Genomic DNA, 16,459 nt, shown 5'->3' with positions numbered 1-16,459 from the left:
CATGCGCACATGCATATATAAGGTACGTGCGCGTGTGTGAGAAAAAAGGACCTGCGTCTGCTGCGTCTGCGTCTGCGTTTCGCATCTCCGGTTGTGATGCCGGTATTCCCGTGGATCTTCCAGTGCTCCCGGAGAATCCCCGGCATTCCCGTGGATCTTCCAGCATCCTCAGGGCTCCCCCAACGCCTCTACGATAAGTTTCACCTCAAGGGGCAGGAAAGTGTGTGACAGCTCATTGTATCCGGCAGCCCGCATCGCCCCCATCAGTCCCGGCTTGCGGTCTATCCAGCGCATCAGTTTGCGCCGTGCGGCACTCTCGGTAATATCGGGACTGTAGCACAGGGCCAGTTCGCTTTTCCCGTAACTTCTTATCTGAAAATTCTCCATGTATGTTCGTTTTGTTTTGATACAAATATACCCTTTTTCCGGCAGACCGTCAAACATTATGAACAGCGAATCGCGTCAAATCGCGTCAAATCGGACCATTCCGCACCCTATCGCACCTTATCGCGTCATTGCCCTTTCCGCACATCGTATCTTTGTAATGTCGGGACGATGAAGGCGAAAGATCTATAATCTTACAGCCGTAAGATATAGCATCTTACACGTGAAAGATAGGGTTCTTTCAGCGGTCGGTGACCAGTGGCTGACTTCATCCTCCGGCAATCGTGTTTCTTAATTCTCAATTATCAACTTTTAATTTTAACAAACTATGGTAAATTACAGTATCGTTATGCGTAACAATCCGATGGATGCGGATGCCGCAAAAAAGGCTTACGCCAGTGCACAGTATGCTGAAGTGATGGACATCAACCGCTTTGCCGAGCACATCGCCAGCCACGGCTGTGTGTACAAGCGTGCGGACATCGTGGCCATCCTCACCATGGCAGTGGACTGTATGCGCGAACAGCTTCTGGCAGGGCAGAAGATACAGCTGGGCGACTTGGGGGATTTCTCCATCAGCATCAACAGTATAGGTGCCGAAAGCTCAGCCGCCTACAACCCTGCCATCCACGCCAGAAAGCTGAATGTGAACTGGAGTGCCGGAACACGTTTCCGGAATCTGCTGGAAGATGCCGTGTTCAATCTGGTGGCCACACGCAAGGCGGCCCGACTGGTGGTGAAGGCGCTGAAAGCCGGAAAGACCAATGTGGACCTTACCGGAGAGGCGAAAGAGCCGGAAAACGGAGGACAACAGGCCTGACGGCCCCCCACCAGTACGACGGAAGCAAGGCACGATGCTAAAGGGCTGAATGTGCCCTAATGACAAGCTGTTTTCATTGGGGCACAGGCCCTTGGCTTCCATTGTAATTCATTTATTATCAACCCACTAAAACAAAAATCCCATGAACTTGAAAACAAAGAAAAACACCTGGACACTGATTCTGAAAGTAATCATCACCGTAGCCACCGCCCTTGCCGGCGCGCTCGGACTGAACGCCTGCATCTGATGATCATGAGAACCATCACCTTGATTATTATCCACTGCTCCGCCACCCCTGAGGGGCGGAGGCTGGATTTTGAGACCTGCCGCCGGGACCACATCCGCCACCGGGGCTTCACGGACATAGGATATCATTTCTATATCACCCGCGACGGAGAGATTCACCGCGGACGCCCCTTGGAAAAGGTGGGAGCGCATTGCAGGAACCACAACCGGCATTCTATCGGCATCTGCTATGAGGGCGGACTCTTGGCGGACTGCACACCTGCCGATACGCGTACTCTGATGCAGAAAGGGAGTCTGCTGGCATTGCTGCGCGAGCTGCGCCTCCTGTTCCCCAAAGCATTGATAGTGGGGCATCATGACCTGAATCCCGTGAAACCGTGCCCCTGTTTTGATGCTGTGAAGGAGTACCGCTTTTAAGGGAAGCTTTTACCAAAGATAGGATTTCTAATGAGAACTGTTTGTTTTCAAAGAGGCTTCTTCAAAGATAGCGTATCCAAGGATGATTTTACCAAAGATAGCGTTTCTTTCCTCCGCTTTGATTTCCTGCTTCTCCATTCAACTAATCTTTTCATTTAACAATAATAAAAATGAACCATCTGATAAACCAACTCATGACCGTGGACAAAGCCTTCTACCGTCATTATCTGGAAATGCTGCTCACCCTGAACCGCATCCAAGCCCTCACCCCCTGGCAGATGTCCATGCTGCTATGGAGAGCCAAGATTTTTCATATACAGGTGCTCTATCCCGAACTGCTGCGCATCAGCCTGTGCACGGAGCAGGAAAAGGACGAGATACGCTTTATGAAGGGATGGAAACTGAAAGAGCTGGAGAAAATAATGCCTGCATGGCAACGACGGCAGTGCGAGGAGATCAGAAGAGAACGGTGGAGAGGCTTTTAGTGGTCAGTGTATATCCGGAACGCAATGCCACGCAAAATGCTCTTGTTTACGAGCATTTTACGTGGCATTGACGTATGTCCTTAATTCAATCGGTTGTAATATCAAAGTTCCTCAAATATCTGATATTGAATATTACATTTTGTAATATTATTATCTAATGTACTACATCCATTATCGGGTTCTAAATTATCAAACAGAGATTGTGATGCTTCATCTTTCTTCTTTCGCTGTGAAACATAATCCCCAAGAGGTTTAGTCCCATTCTCAAATCGATTTTGAATAATTTTTATCGCTTCTTCCCCAATATCAACACCTATCCATTGTCTGCCAAGTTCTTCAGCAGCTACTAAAGTAGTGCCAGAACCAGCAAAACAATCAAGTACAATATCTCCGGGATTTGAGGACGAATTGATAATTCGCTTCAACATATCAATATTTTTCTCTGTAGGATAACCAGTCAAATGAGTATTTTGATTATTCACATCTAAAAAGTCCAACCAAATGTCCTGAACAGCTATCCCCTTACTTTGATCCAGATAAACTTTTCTTCTAGGATTACCATTTGAAGACCAATAAATTTCACCTCTAGCATCCATCTCATCAAGTTTATCAGGTGTATATTGCCAATGCTTTCCTTCAGGTGGCATCATTCCACGCCAAGGGCCACCCGTAGCTCCATTACGAGTACCAGGTGCATGACATGGAACTCTTTTGTGGCGTCGTCCTGTTCCTTCTTCTATAAATGGATATTCTTTAAGTATTTTCTCGTCATCCCACTGCTCATAAGGTCTATTCCATTTTGCGGAATCGGATTTTGTGTAGAAGAGTATATAGTCAGATATGTTCCCATAAGTCGTTCTTGTGAAATTTTTCGACTTACACTTCTTACGGGTTATCATCCCCCTAAAATTCTTCTCGCCAAAAATTGAATCCATCAAGATTTTTATATGAAATACCATATTGCTATCTAAATGAACATAAATTGAGCCCGAAGGAGATAATAATTTATGCATCAGAATAAGTCTGACTTCCATAAATTTTATATACCCCTCGGTGGTAAAATTATCGTTATATGCATGTTTTGAATCTCTCGTTTCAAAAGCACCACCTGTATTATATGGAGGGTCTATATATATCAAGTCAATTTTACCACATACACTTTCATCTTTAATAAGACTATTAAGTACATCTAAATTATCAGCATGATATAGCCTTTTGATTAAATCTCCACTATAATCAGTTGTGCACCTAAACCGAATTTGGTCTTGTGGAACAAGTGATATAGATGATATCGTTGAACACGTATTTGATGTTATACCGACTGCCATTCTTTAAAAGAATTAAAAATTCAACCATTCTTCTGTTAAACGCTCATCAAGCATTCGAAGAGTCAAAACCATTATTCTATCTGAATTGATTTTTTCTAATTTTGAATAATCATCCCACATAGAACCTAGTAATAAACCAGGTCCATCATTTAGAAATATAACTTTTGTTTTAAGTCCTTTTGAGGATGTGTATGCTAAAATTTCTTTAGCACAATTATTATATCCACCTGTTCTGTCATCTTCTTGTGCGCCACCTCGGTCACTATCATATCTAGCTAAACCAATAGCTAAAACATTTTTATTATTATCTCTAATAACAAAATCAACAGGTCTTGTAGGGTTTGGATAATCAGAAAAAACATTTTTCAACTGAACATCAGCTCCTGCTCTTTTGGGACCCTCTATGGTATAATTTGGAAATTTTGACTGAAACATATCGAAAAAAGTTTCTGTCAATGAATATCCTTTTTGTCCTCTATCTCTATATTCCCAAAGTATTGCACATAACGCTTCGTCTGGTAGCGGCCTTTCATTAAATTTCTTCTGCACAACATTAATTGGTCTAAAATCTTTCCCGAAAGTTACGCAAACCATCGGAATCTTATTCTTTGATTTAAGCATCTCAACAGAAGTATCAGGAGAAACGTATTTTCTGAATACGCGAAGTAATTGAATTCTCATCCAAGTTTGTGTTAGCTTTGTTATCTCTTTAAGAAGCATCTCTGAAGAAGGAGAAACTTTAAGAAGTTGACCAAAATATACTAACACCGGCTTATATAGTTCACATGCTTGAACTAAAATATCAGGATAAAATGCACCATTTGCCATAGTGATTTGATTTGGTGCGTCATTTTTATAATCTTCAAACAATTTCATTGTGCTAATTATTATTTACTATGAGACGAGAAAGAAAATTGAAGCAGGAGAACCTATCTTCTATACTTCTTCAAACGCCATGATTTAGTTTATTTTTTAGAAGGAACTAATAATTCTCTTACATCCACTGTTAATATGCTGGCAATGTCATATAATACAGGTATAGGAGGTTGCACCTTATTGGTTGCATATAGATCAACCATATTGAAACTTTTTCCCAGCATATGTGCTAATGGCTAATGCCTTTCACTTCTAAAAACTCCTTGATTCTATTCATGAGATTCTTTTTTGCTATCGTTTTGCAAAGTTACACAATTTTATTGGGTAAACGGCAGAAAAGGAATAGAAACTATGCCGAAGCCACCGATTTTTGGAGTCATTTGTATCTATATTGGCTCTCAAAACGTATATTGTGCTGATTTTAAGGTATAGCAAGCTATTCCTTGACAAGTGCTTTGTGGTTTTAGCCATATTCCGAAAAGACAGTTCAAACCCATAAAAATGTCTGTATTCTGTTAAGTTTCTGTTAAATCTTCACAATGGCTTGCAGCATGGGCTTGTCATATTCGTCTACCAGAATGGCAACCATCTGCCCCGTCTGCTCGTAAGCACGTTTTATCACGCCTTTGAAACGGAGGGCGAGGGTACTTAATTTATTCTTAATTCCAAGTTTTTTCAAAACAAGGAAGAATACGCATACAAAAGAGGCGCACCTTCATGGGTACGCCTCTCTATCCTGTTCCTGTATTGTCTGATACAGGCTATTTCACTTAGTTAAAGATATAACGGACACTGAACTGTATGGAATACGTAGAATTGAAACTGTTCAGATTGGAATACGTATCAGTCAGTTTCTTTCCTCCGTTCTTCTGGAACTGGTAAGCACCACTCTTATAACTCAACAAGGAAGTATTGTTCACCGTCTTATAAATTCCCCAGTCGCTGTTCAGCAAGTTCAGGAAGTTCTTGATATCCACTCCGAACTGCAAGGTATTGCGCTTGCCCCCTACATTGAGGAAGAAATCCTGATTGAACTTCAAATCCAGCTGATGATGCCAGGGCATGATGGCTCCTCCGCGTTCGGCATACTTGCCTTTACGGCCTTTCAGGTAACTGTCCTCATTAATGTAAGCCCAGAAATCATCGCGCTGCTCCTTGGCGGAATAAGTCACCTCACCCGTCTTGCTGTCAGTATAATCGGCGAAGTTCCACTTATCCAGCGCCTCACGGGATGCCGGAATGTACAGCAAGTTGTTTGAGCCGTAATCGCCTACAATGTTTCCGGTGAATGTATAGGAATAACGGGCGGCGGAATATCCTCCGGCATAGCCCATGTTCATACCCTCATAAATCAAAGACAAGGAGGAAGCGAAATTCTTGGCGTATTTAATACGGTAAGCGGCGGAAGCCAGCACACGGTTGGGCGATACATACGTACCATAGCCGGTCTCCGTGTCATTGTTTCCGTTGACAGAGTAACGGTTGTTGTAATAAGCCGAGTTCACCTGGTCGCCGATGCCGTCGCCATACGACTTGGCATAAGAACGGGTGTAGGAAGCGGAAAGATGCAGGCCGAAATCAAATGTCTTGGCCAGTGAGGCGGTGAGTGAGTAATAATAAGCGCTGTTTCCCGCATTGGTGATATAATAAGCGTCCGTCTTGTTCGAATTGGAGTACTCAAACATTCTGCGGACATCACCCGGAGCTATCTCCTGCTCTCCTTTAAACTTACGTCCCAGGTTGGTCACAGTAGCCGGATTGAACTCTTTGCTGAAAATACCTTCCAACGTAAAGTCAATATCTCCGGGAAGTTTTGCATCCAAAGCCAGTGAAGACTTCCAGGTGGCGTTCATCTTCAGGTCGCGGTCAATGATGGTGGCTCCGGAAGGTGCGGCGGGATCAGTAGCTGCCGGCAGGTTCAAGTTAGGATCTTTCAACATATCGGCCACGCTGGTGTGGAAGCCCGGCTGTCCGTACTTGGCATCCTTCTGCTCGTTATAATAATAAGTGCTTTGTCCGCAATTGGCATTACCTACTGCCGAAACCAGCCATACGAACGGCAGACGGCCGATGAAGTAACCGCTACCGCCGCGCAATACATACTTACGCTCGCCTGTAAGGTCCCAGTTGAAACCGATACGGGGGGAGGCGGTCAGCTGGTAGGATGAAGGCAGCTGGTCTGTGGCGTAATGATATCCGTCAAAGTCAATCTGTGCAAAATTTTTGTTATAGTTGTTCTTCAGCTCCGGATAAATGGGCAGTTCGAAACGCACCCCGGCAGTCAGTCTGAAGTTGTCCGTGATATTCATCTGGTCCTGCAGATAGAAAGAAAGCTGCTGGTACTTCATGTTCGCCAGGAACTGGGAACCGTCCCCGGTGTTGGAATACGTGATACCGAAAGCAGCCGGAGCTCTGTTGTTCACAAAATCATCCCAGGAGGAATAGACATAATAACCGCTTCCCGCCTGCATGAATCCGTTCACTGCCTTATTGGACTCAAACTGGATACCGCCCATAAAGTTATGGATACCGCTGGAGAAATTGAACTCATCGGTAATGACAAAAGTCTTCACCTGGCGCAAGTTCCCTTCTGTAAAGGGGTCCGGACCGAATGAGGTGTACAGCGAGCCTTGGTCAAGGATGTCCACCGTAGGGAATGTCCCCCCTTCGTATGTACGCGGTTCGTTCTGATAAGAATAAGTGAAACGCAGGGCGTTATTGATAGCCCCCCACTTTGAGTTCCATTCGGAAGCGATGGAGGTGAAGTTCTGTTCCTGCATATAGCGTGAGCTTTCAAAGTACAGACCGGTGTTTGATGTACGTCCCGAACTGCTCTTGCCCGCGCTGCCGTCTACTCCGCCCGGATAAATGATTGAATCTTTAAACGGGGTGGTGGAAGAGGAAGGGCTGGAGGAATACTTGGAATGGGTATGGGTGAAACGGAAATTAATCTTATTGTTGTTGTTGATGTTCCAGTCCAGACGGCCCATGATCTTGTAAGAAGGGGTTTCCAGAGAGTATCCCTGATAACGTCCCGGATTGTAGTTGTATTTTTCCGACAGGTATTGGCTGATGTTGTTCATCCCTACGAAGGTACGGTCGCCTACCGTTGTGGTGTTCTCGAACGGACGGTGCACAATGCCGTTGGTGCTCCATTCGTCATTGGCGCCGCTACGCGCTATGCCCGACGGGCCTGCCTGCACATTATCCTGATATTCGCCGTTCACGAAGAAGAACAATTTGTTTTTAATGATCGCACCTCCCAGAGAAGCTCCGTAGGTGGTGCTGTGGTCACGGTTGCGGGTCAGTTCATAGTCCTCTACCTTGTTTCCGGTGAGGTGGGTATTGGAAGTGTACATATAGGCTGTACCTTTGAACTCATTCGTACCACTCTTTGTCACGGCGTTGATGGCACCTCCTGTAAATCCGCTCTGACGGACATCAAAGGGGGTGGTGGAAACGGAAATCTGTTCCAAAGCATCCAGAGAGATAGGCGAACCGCCTGCCGGCAAGTTCGAGCCGATACCGAAGGCATTGTTGAAAGCGGCTCCGTCCACAGTGACATAAGACTGGCGGTAGTTACCTCCACCCACTGAGAAACCGCTACCGATATTGGCTCCCTGAGGGGTCAGACGCATGATATCGTTCATGCTGCGGCTCACTGTAGGCACTTCCGACATTCTGGCCGCATCGACATTGGTTACCGCTCCGGCGCGGTCTGATTTCATGTTGCTGCTTTTGGAAGCGGTAATCACCACTTCATCCAATAATTCGGTAGATTCCTTCAAGTTCGCATCCAATACGTAATTCTCTCCCAACTGGAGGTTGATGCTCTTGTAAACCACTGATTGATAACCTACATAAGAAACTTCTACTTTGTAAGGGCCGCCGGCACGCATGCCCTGGATGGAATAACGGCCGTCCACATTGGTAATGGCCCCATAATGGGTGCCGGACGGTTCGTGAATAGCCTGAATCGTTGCGCCGATAATGGCTTCATTGCTTTGATCAACCACCTTACCACTCATTGACGAAGTGGTGACCTGGGCGTTAACAGCAGCAGCGATTACCAACATAACCACCGCAAAAAAAGATCGCATTCTTTTTACCATAAACTTTTTAATTAATTAATATTATAATTAATGTCTTAAAAGACGTTGCAAAGATAGCTAATAGAAACGATATACAAGCTACAAATCGGTTACAATTTACAGTGACTGGTCTGGTTTCTTCCGCTATCCGCGCCCCAGAGAGAGTACACAACCCAAGAGGGTTCAAAACTTAATTCTAGCCAAGAAAGAGGTTTTGATTTGAAACTTGAACCTCCTTAAAGGCAAAAAAAAGAGTCGTATCATTACTCAAAACGGAGCTTGATACGACTCTTTCAGGTCTTGTAATTACAATCTGTTACTTTTCGGAATGGTCATTTTAGTTTGGACCTTATCAGAACAGGGAGACCCCCATCAGTCTTCCATCAGCTTGCGGTAGCGCACCCGTTTCGGCTCCTCATTGCCCAGACGCTTCATCTTGTTCTCTTCGTATTCCGAATAAGATCCTTCAAAGAAGAATACCTCGCTGTTTCCTTCGAAAGCCAGGATATGGGTACAGATACGGTCCAGGAACCAACGGTCGTGGCTGATCACCACCGCACAACCTGCAAAATCGTCCAGACCTTCCTCCAGCGCGCGCAGCGTGTTCACGTCAATATCATTGGTAGGCTCGTCCAGCAGCAGCACGTTGCCTTCTTCCTTCAGTGCCATAGCCAGATGCAGGCGGTTGCGCTCACCACCCGAAAGCATTCCGCAAAGTTTCTCCTGATCGGCTCCCGAGAAATTGAAACGGCTGAGGTAAGCACGCGCGTTGATATCCCTGTTGCCCAGACGGATCAGCTCGTTTCCACCGCTGATTACCTGATAAACAGATTTTTCCGGGTCAATATCCTTATGCTGCTGGTCTACGTATGCCAGTTTCACGGTCTCTCCTACCTCGAAAGTACCTTTATCTACGGTTTCCAGTCCCATAATCAAGCGGAACAAAGTAGTCTTACCGGCGCCGTTAGGACCGATTACGCCGACAATGCCGTTAGGGGGCAGCATGAAATTCAGGTTATCGAACAACAGCTTGTCACCGTAAGCTTTCGCCACTCCTTTGGCCTCAATCACCTTGTTGCCCAGACGGGGACCGTTCGGAATAAAGATTTCCAGTTTCTCTTCCTTTTCCTTCACATCCTCGTTCAGCAGCTTGTCATAAGAGTTCAGACGGGCCTTTCCTTTCGCCTGACGGGCTTTGGGAGCCATGCGCACCCAGTCCAGCTCGCGTTCCAAGGTCTTGCGGCGTTTGCTTGCCACTTTCTCTTCCATCTCCATACGTTTGGTCTTCTGTTCCAGCCAGCTGGAGTAATTTCCCTTCCAGGGGATTCCTTCGCCACGGTCCAGTTCCAGAATCCATCCGGCTACGTGGTCCAGGAAGTAACGGTCGTGGGTTACGGCAATCACCGTACCTTCATATTGCTGCAAATGCTGTTCCAGCCAGTCGATACTTTCCGCGTCCAAGTGGTTGGTAGGCTCGTCCAGCAACAGGATATCCGGCTTCTGCAACAGCAGGCGGCACAAGGCCACACGGCGGCGCTCACCTCCCGAGAGGTTCTTCACCGGCTGGTCTTCGGGCGGACAGCGCAACGCATCCATGGCGCGTTCCAGTTTGCTGTCCAGATTCCATGCGTCCGTAGCGTCAATGATGTCTTGCAACTCAGCCTGACGGGCAAAGAGTGCATCCATCTTCTCTGGGTCCTCATAGTATTCGGGAAGCCCGAACTTGTTGTTTATTTCTTCGTATTCCGCCAAAGTGTCCACAATGCTCTGCACACCTTCCATCACTACCTCTTTCACTGTCTTTTCATTATCCAGATGCGGTTCCTGTGCCAGATAGCCTACAGAGTAGCCCGGCGAGAACACCACTTCTCCCTGATAACTTTTTTCCAGTCCGGCGATGATTTTCATCAGCGTTGACTTACCTGAACCGTTCAGACCGATGATACCGATCTTAGCACCGTAAAAAAAGGATAGGTAGATGTCTTTCAATACCTGTTTGTTCGCCTGGAAGGCTTTGCTTACGCCTACCATCGAAAAGATAATCTTTTTGTCGTCTGCCATATTCTTTATATTATTAATTTATTTAAGTTGCTATATTTTTACTCCGACAGCTGGATAAACCAACATTTGAAATCATCATCCTACTGTTTTTCCTCCATTTTTCTGTAATACCACGGATGTGTAAAGAACTCATACATCAGCAAAAGAGTGACACAGATACCGATACATATCCAATAAATAGTATCAGGATGACTTTCGGTCCACATATTCTCAAACAGAAAACCACTCAGCATACCTACTTCCCACATCAGCTGATAAGTATTGTTTCCCGTACCCCGTTCGCAATGCATCGGCAGACTAATCATCTTTATAAAAAACCGTGACACGGTAGTACCGATCCCCGTGCCCAGTAATACACCGGCTATATAACTGTTCATCAAGCTGTTGGAAAAAGCAAGCAACAACAGTCCGCCTATCATCGCGGCCTGCCCCAGCTCCACCTCCGAACGGCCGGAAGCATAGGAAAGCACATAACGCAAAAGCAACAGGGAGATGATAAAACCGATCAGGATGCAAATGTAAAACAACTCATTGTAAATGTGTGCTATCAAAATGCCGAAAACAGCGGAAAACATCATCATATTCAGTGCCGGCCACAGAGTACGAGGCAACAGAAAACGGTCCAACGAGAACCATGAGGTGCGCAGCGGAGCACGGAAAGGGACATCCACCGCCAGAATCAGAAGCAAAGCCAGTGTGCCCAAAGCGACACAGGTATAAACAACATGGTGAAAATTCCAGTAAGGATAAATGTAAATTCCCAACGCAAGACCTGCCACCATTCCAAAACGCCCCACCCACGAAAAGGCGATATTCGCATCCGTGCGGCGGCGTGAGGCGGTGACGTCAATCACCAGCGTGCTACCCGTAGTCATGGTAATGACACTGAACAGCCCCCCCTGGACAGCCCGGACCAAGGCTATGAACCCTACAGTCGCAACGTATGGATACAGCAGGCTGGACGCCACGAACAGAAGCATCGCGACCAGACAAACACTTTTACGCTTGAACGTATCGATAAGATAGCTGTTGAACGCTCCCGGAAGAAACATGGCCAGTCCGAAAACAGCCACAGCCGCTCCTGCTTCCGCATAGCTGCAATACCAGTGCCGCACCATCCATAAAGGCAGTGCGGGAAGCATCATGTATAGCGAGGCATAAAGCAAAAAGTTCGAAAGGGATAGCAGAACCATATTCCCGGTCCACAGTTTTGCTTTCTCATACGGAAAGAAGAAGTCATCATACATATCAGCAGAAACTTTGTTAATATTGTTCGTCTTCGTTAGGAAAATCACCTTTTTTCACATCATCCACGTATTGCTGTATGGCTCCTGTCATAACAGTATGCAAATCGGCATAACGACGGAGGAAACGGGGACTGAAACCGTTGGTCATACCCAGCATGTCGGATACAACCAGCACCTGTCCGTCCACAGCGCCTCCGGCTCCGATGCCGATAACGGGGATAGTCAGTTCCTTGGCCACACGTTCCGCCAATGATGCGGGGATTTTTTCGAGCACCAACGCAAAACATCCCGCCTCTTCCAGCAGATGCGCGTCACTCAGCAGCTTTTCGGCCTCTTCCTCGTCCTTGGCACGTACAGTATAAGTTCCGTATTTATTGATAGACTGCGGCATCAGTCCCAAATGTCCCATGATGGGAATACCCGCAGCGATGATTTTCTTTACCGCATCAATGATTTCTACGCCACCTTCCAGCTTCAATGCATCGGCATGTGTGATCTTCATCACTTTGATCGCATTGGTCACCGCTTCGTACTCGGAAGTCTGGTAAGTACCGAAAGGCAAATCGACCACAACGAGCGCGCGTTTCACTCCACGAACCACGGATTTCCCGTGATAAATCATCTGGTCAAGGGTGATGGGAAGTGTGGTCACATTCCCCGCCATGACATTCGAAGCGGAGTCTCCTACCAGTATGACGTCGATGCCTGCGCCGTCTACAATCTGCGCTGTCGTGTAATCATACGAAGTAAGCATAGAAATCTTCTCGCCTCTCTGCTTCATTTCCACCAAACGGTGTGTCGTTACTTTGCGTGTATCGCCTGAAATATATCCTGCCATATTTACTTTAATTTATAAAAAACGGCTGCAAAGGTAGATGTTTTAGTTGACATTACCTCATTATATCCTTCATTTTTTCGAAACTAAATCCATTAAAGTCCTGAATAACAGCCTTTGCCTTATCGCGTATCTGCTCTTCAGGGTTGGTAGTAGCCAATCCTATCACGGTCATTCCTGCCCGATTTCCTGCCTCAAGCCCGTGAAATGAATCCTCGAAAACCACACAGTTCTCGGGCACGGTATCAAAGACAGTGGCTCCTAATAAGAAACATTCGGGGTCTGGTTTGGAACGAGTGAACATTTCGGCTGTGAGGATACGGTCCACACTTTGTTTCAGTTCCGGATGTGCTTTATATGCGTTGTTCATCTTCATTTCATTTGAGCTTGTGACTATCGCTATCTTTACCCCGTTGGCTCTCAGCTCCTTCATAAAGCCCTCTACGCCCGGGATATAATTAAATAACATATTTTCTTCAAATTTGTTCAAATCTTCTGTAATTTCACGCTGAACGTCTTCCATTCCAGCGAAATATTTGTTATAAATTTGTGTCAATGTCTGCCCTTTTATCATCCGGCCGAACTCGGGTATCTCAGGATGGTATTTCCGTCCTTGTTCATTCCAGAATATACTATACTGAGGTTCCGTATCTACCACCACCCCGTCAAAATCGAATAAAGCTGCAATGCTTTTTGTTGAATTCATATTACTTTTAGTTTGATTTAACGCCGCAAAGGTCTGAATAATCCTCCATATTCCTAACTTTGCAAAGCTTAAAAATAATAAAAACGCGAATGAAAGAAAACAACCCGCACATACTGGGTACAGAAAAGGTAGGAAAGCTGCTTTTAGAGTACTCTATCCCTGCTATCATCGGAATGACACTGACGTCACTGTATAATATTATTGATAGCGTATTTATCGGGCACGGTGTGGGGGCCATGGCTATCTCGGGACTGGCTATCTCCTTTCCGCTGATGAACCTGCTGGTGGCATTCTGCACATTGGTCGGAGTGGGTGGGGCTACCATATCGTCCATCCGTCTGGGACAGAAGGATACGGACGGCGCCGAGAAGGTGCTGGGAAACGTAACGGTGCTCTGTGTGATAAATTCTATTTTCTACGGAGGCATCACCTTGCTGTTTCTAGACCAGATTCTGTTCTTCTTCGGGGCAAGCCATGACACGTTGCCATACGCCCGCGACTTTATGCAGATTATATTAATAGGAAGTCCTGTCACCTATGTAATGATCGGGCTGAACAATATCATGCGTGCCACCGGTTATCCCCGAAAAGCGATGCTGTCCTCCATGCTGACAGTGGGGTGCAACATCATTTTGGCTCCTGTCTTTATATTCTGGCTCGGCTGGGGAATCCGCGGAGCAGCCACGGCAACCATCCTTTCACAGTTTGCCGGCATGATATGGGTGCTGAGCCATTTCATGCAGGAAAAAAGTTATATCCGTTTCAAGAAAGGGATATTCAAATTAAGAAAACGGATCGTAGAGAATATTTTCAGTATCGGCATGTCGCCGTTCCTGATGAATGTCTGCGCTTCGGCCATTGTCATTATATTCAACAAGAGCCTGCTGCTCTACGGGGGCGATCTGGCTATCGGAGCATACGGCATATTAAACCGTCTGCTGATGTTGTTTGTAATGGTTATCATGGGACTGACTATGGGGATGCAACCGATTGTGGGCTATAATCATGGGGCACACAAATTCGGCCGGGTGAAGCAGACGTTGAAATATTGCATGATTGCAGGGGGGTGCATCACTTCGCTGGGATTTGTTTTCAGCGAACTTTTCCCTAATTTGGTTGTTAATATGTTTACAGACGATAAAGAACTTACAGCATTGGCACGCACTGGGTTGCAAATCGGAGTCCTGATGTTTCCTTTCGTGGGAATACAAATTGTGATTTCCAGTTTCTTCCAATCTATCGGGAAAGCGAAAATTTCTATCTTCCTCTCCTTGTCCCGCCAACTGTTGTATTTATTGCCCTGCCTGCTGTTGCTGCCTCATTGGTGGGGACTGAACGGCATTTGGCTCAGTATGCCTGTATCCGATCTTTTAGCATTTATCACAGCCTGCCTGATGCTGGCACATCATATTAAAAAATTAAACAAGATCACAGAAGTATGATATTTAATGCAGAAAACATTCTCTTGATAGGTTCTATCCTATTGTTCGTAAGTATTGTAGTGAGCAAGACCGGCTACCGGTTCGGAATCCCTACGTTACTTGTTTTTTTATTGGTCGGCATGCTGTTCGGAAGCGACGGCCTGGGACTCCAATTCCATGATGCGGGCGAGGCACAGTTCATCGGCATGATGGCCCTTAGCATCATTCTGTTCTCAGGGGGTATGGATACCAAATATTCGGATATCAAGCCTGTATTGCCACAAGGCATACTGCTTTCCACCTTCGGCGTGTTGCTTACTACTATTTTCACCGGATTCTTTATTTATTGGATTTCCGGATTCTCGAATGTCAGCATTACCATGTCCCTGATGACGGCCATGTTGCTGGCGGCTACCATGTCCTCTACGGACTCTGCTTCCGTGTTCAATATCCTGCGCTCGCAAAGCATGAACCTGAAACATAACCTCCGCCCGATGCTGGAACTGGAAAGCGGAAGTAATGACCCTATGGCGTATATGCTTACTATCGTCCTGATACAATTCATCACATCGGCAGGCATGGGGGCAGACGATATTCTGATTTCATTCCTGATTCAGTTTGCTGTGGGTGGCGCCTCAGGATTCCTGCTGGGAAAACTGGCGGTAGTAATCATCAACAAGATTGACTTGAAGAACCAGTCGCTCTATCCTATCTTGCTGCTGAGCTTTATTTTCTTCACATTCACCATGACCGACCTGTGTAAAGGAAACGGCTATCTGGCTGTCTATATAGCAGGAATGATGGTGGGTAACGCACGCATTGTAAACCGTAAGGAGATCGCTACTTTTATGAACGGCATGACCTGGCTCTTCCAAATTATCATGTTCCTGAGCCTGGGATTGCTGGTGAATCCCCATGAAATGTTGTCCATCGCCATACCGGCAACCTTGATCGGCATTTTCATGATTGTACTCGCCCGCCCGCTCAGTGTCCTGCTCTGTCTTCTTCCCTTTAAAAAGATGAACATCAGCTCACGGCTGTTTATTTCCTGGGTGGGATTACGCGGAGCAGTACCTATCATATTCGCCACTTATCCGGTAGTGGCTGATGTGCCGGGATCTACCCAGATTTTCAATATCGTATTTTTCATTACCATATTGTCTTTAGTGGTTCAAGGAACGACCATTTCATGGATGGCCAAATTACTCCATCTGGATACACCACTGGAAAAAACAGGAAATGATTTCGGAGTAGAGATACCGGAGGAAATCAATACAGACCTCCGCGATATCGTACTGACGGAGGAAATGCTGGCAAAGGGAGACAGGCTGATGGATATGAATCTGCCTAAAGGTATGCTGGTGATGCTGGTAAAAAGGGGGAACGAATTCATGATCCCCAATGGCTCTCTGCAACTGCATGCCGGTGACAAACTGCTGATTATCTCGGAAAGCAAAACGAAATAAAAAATTTGCCCATGTGCCCACGTGCTGCGCTATGGTCCCGCATGGCAATTGGCACATGGGCAAATTCGCACATTAT

The 16,459-nt window shown here is 46.1% G+C and carries 14 protein-coding genes and 2 pseudogenes; 6 read left to right on the top strand and 10 right to left on the bottom strand.

The genetic code is table 11. The features are described 5' to 3' along the window. Window positions 1–168 precede the first annotated feature (168 nt). Window positions 169–387, bottom strand: a complete 219-nt coding sequence (locus GKD17_RS08280) for a DUF4248 domain-containing protein (protein WP_007843883.1) — start codon at window positions 385–387, stop codon at window positions 169–171. Window positions 388–712: 325 nt separating this feature from the next. Between GKD17_RS08280 and GKD17_RS08275 the strand changes: the two genes are divergently transcribed. The 4 genes from GKD17_RS08275 (at window position 713) to GKD17_RS08260 (ending at window position 2,352) form a co-directional block, all read left to right on the top strand. Next, window positions 713–1,204: an HU family DNA-binding protein gene (locus GKD17_RS08275; RefSeq protein ID WP_007838234.1), complete on the top strand. Its 492-nt coding sequence runs from the start codon at window positions 713–715 to the stop codon at window positions 1,202–1,204. Window positions 1,205–1,346: 142 nt separating this feature from the next. Next, window positions 1,347–1,451, top strand: a complete 105-nt coding sequence (locus GKD17_RS23700; RefSeq protein WP_007843882.1) for a smalltalk protein — start codon at window positions 1,347–1,349, stop codon at window positions 1,449–1,451. Further along, window positions 1,451–1,867, top strand: coding sequence for an N-acetylmuramoyl-L-alanine amidase (locus GKD17_RS08265; RefSeq protein WP_007838233.1), 417 nt, complete (start codon window positions 1,451–1,453; stop codon window positions 1,865–1,867). Before GKD17_RS23700 ends, GKD17_RS08265 begins: the two co-directional genes overlap by 1 nt. Window positions 1,868–2,037: 170 nt before the next feature. Further along, on the top strand, window positions 2,038–2,352 hold the full coding sequence (locus GKD17_RS08260; protein ID WP_007838232.1) for a hypothetical protein: 315 nt from the start codon (window positions 2,038–2,040) through the stop codon (window positions 2,350–2,352). Between the two features lie 101 nt (window positions 2,353–2,453). Here the strand turns inward: GKD17_RS08260 and GKD17_RS08255 are convergent, their stop codons facing one another. From GKD17_RS08255 to GKD17_RS08220, 9 genes and pseudogenes are all read right to left on the bottom strand, one after another. After that, window positions 2,454–3,680, bottom strand: coding sequence for a site-specific DNA-methyltransferase (locus tag GKD17_RS08255; protein WP_007838230.1), 1,227 nt, complete (start codon window positions 3,678–3,680; stop codon window positions 2,454–2,456). 12 nt (window positions 3,681–3,692) lie between these two features. Beyond that, on the bottom strand, window positions 3,693–4,556 hold the full coding sequence (locus tag GKD17_RS08250; protein WP_007838229.1) for a hypothetical protein: 864 nt from the start codon (window positions 4,554–4,556) through the stop codon (window positions 3,693–3,695). A gap of 89 nt (window positions 4,557–4,645) precedes the next feature. Then, window positions 4,646–4,833 (bottom strand): annotated as a pseudogene (locus GKD17_RS23190) (transcriptional regulator). Window positions 4,834–5,094: 261 nt separating this feature from the next. Next, window positions 5,095–5,205, bottom strand: a pseudogene (locus GKD17_RS08245) (AAA family ATPase); the annotation flags it as partial. A gap of 121 nt (window positions 5,206–5,326) precedes the next feature. Then, window positions 5,327–8,668, bottom strand: a complete 3,342-nt coding sequence (locus GKD17_RS08240) for a TonB-dependent receptor (protein WP_007838225.1) — start codon at window positions 8,666–8,668, stop codon at window positions 5,327–5,329. Window positions 8,669–9,019: 351 nt separating this feature from the next. After that, window positions 9,020–10,708, bottom strand: coding sequence for an energy-dependent translational throttle protein EttA (ettA, locus tag GKD17_RS08235; protein ID WP_007838223.1), 1,689 nt, complete (start codon window positions 10,706–10,708; stop codon window positions 9,020–9,022). Window positions 10,709–10,788: 80 nt separating this feature from the next. Beyond that, window positions 10,789–11,955, bottom strand: coding sequence for an MFS transporter (locus GKD17_RS08230; RefSeq protein ID WP_032936533.1), 1,167 nt, complete (start codon window positions 11,953–11,955; stop codon window positions 10,789–10,791). 16 nt (window positions 11,956–11,971) lie between these two features. Further along, window positions 11,972–12,793: a 3-methyl-2-oxobutanoate hydroxymethyltransferase gene (gene panB / locus GKD17_RS08225; RefSeq protein WP_007838213.1), complete on the bottom strand. Its 822-nt coding sequence runs from the start codon at window positions 12,791–12,793 to the stop codon at window positions 11,972–11,974. Window positions 12,794–12,845: 52 nt separating this feature from the next. Next, window positions 12,846–13,496, bottom strand: a complete 651-nt coding sequence (locus tag GKD17_RS08220; protein ID WP_007838210.1) for an HAD family hydrolase — start codon at window positions 13,494–13,496, stop codon at window positions 12,846–12,848. A gap of 89 nt (window positions 13,497–13,585) precedes the next feature. On the opposite strand from GKD17_RS08220, the gene GKD17_RS08215 reads away from it, so the two are divergent. Together GKD17_RS08215 and GKD17_RS08210 are read left to right on the top strand one after the other, a co-directional pair. Then, on the top strand, window positions 13,586–14,938 hold the full coding sequence (locus GKD17_RS08215) for an MATE family efflux transporter (protein WP_007838208.1): 1,353 nt from the start codon (window positions 13,586–13,588) through the stop codon (window positions 14,936–14,938). Continuing rightward, window positions 14,935–16,383, top strand: a complete 1,449-nt coding sequence (locus GKD17_RS08210) for a potassium/proton antiporter (protein WP_007838207.1) — start codon at window positions 14,935–14,937, stop codon at window positions 16,381–16,383. The genes GKD17_RS08215 and GKD17_RS08210 overlap by 4 nt, the downstream gene beginning before the upstream one ends. Window positions 16,384–16,459: the final 76 nt, after the last annotated feature.

Origin of the sequence: Phocaeicola dorei (assembly GCF_013009555.1) — a bacterium.
GTDB classification, from domain to species: Bacteria; Bacteroidota; Bacteroidia; order Bacteroidales; family Bacteroidaceae; genus Phocaeicola; species Phocaeicola dorei.
This window is presented reverse-complemented; position numbering and strand designations above follow the sequence as displayed.

Coding starts and splice junctions, on each gene's coding strand:
- GKD17_RS08265 (WP_007838233.1), top strand. CDS start 1,451: ATGATCATGAGAACCATCACCTTGATTATTATCCACTGCTCCGCCACC.
- GKD17_RS08220 (WP_007838210.1), bottom strand. CDS start 13,496: ATGAATTCAACAAAAAGCATTGCAGCTTTATTCGATTTTGACGGGGTG.
- GKD17_RS08240 (WP_007838225.1), bottom strand. CDS start 8,668: ATGGTAAAAAGAATGCGATCTTTTTTTGCGGTGGTTATGTTGGTAATC.
- panB (WP_007838213.1), bottom strand. CDS start 12,793: ATGGCAGGATATATTTCAGGCGATACACGCAAAGTAACGACACACCGT.
- GKD17_RS08215 (WP_007838208.1), top strand. CDS start 13,586: ATGAAAGAAAACAACCCGCACATACTGGGTACAGAAAAGGTAGGAAAG.
- GKD17_RS08260 (WP_007838232.1), top strand. CDS start 2,038: ATGAACCATCTGATAAACCAACTCATGACCGTGGACAAAGCCTTCTAC.
- GKD17_RS08255 (WP_007838230.1), bottom strand. CDS start 3,680: ATGGCAGTCGGTATAACATCAAATACGTGTTCAACGATATCATCTATA.
- ettA (WP_007838223.1), bottom strand. CDS start 10,708: ATGGCAGACGACAAAAAGATTATCTTTTCGATGGTAGGCGTAAGCAAA.
- GKD17_RS08230 (WP_032936533.1), bottom strand. CDS start 11,955: ATGTATGATGACTTCTTCTTTCCGTATGAGAAAGCAAAACTGTGGACC.
- GKD17_RS08210 (WP_007838207.1), top strand. CDS start 14,935: ATGATATTTAATGCAGAAAACATTCTCTTGATAGGTTCTATCCTATTG.
- GKD17_RS08280 (WP_007843883.1), bottom strand. CDS start 387: ATGGAGAATTTTCAGATAAGAAGTTACGGGAAAAGCGAACTGGCCCTG.
- GKD17_RS08275 (WP_007838234.1), top strand. CDS start 713: ATGGTAAATTACAGTATCGTTATGCGTAACAATCCGATGGATGCGGAT.
- GKD17_RS23700 (WP_007843882.1), top strand. CDS start 1,347: ATGAACTTGAAAACAAAGAAAAACACCTGGACACTGATTCTGAAAGTA.
- GKD17_RS08250 (WP_007838229.1), bottom strand. CDS start 4,556: ATGAAATTGTTTGAAGATTATAAAAATGACGCACCAAATCAAATCACT.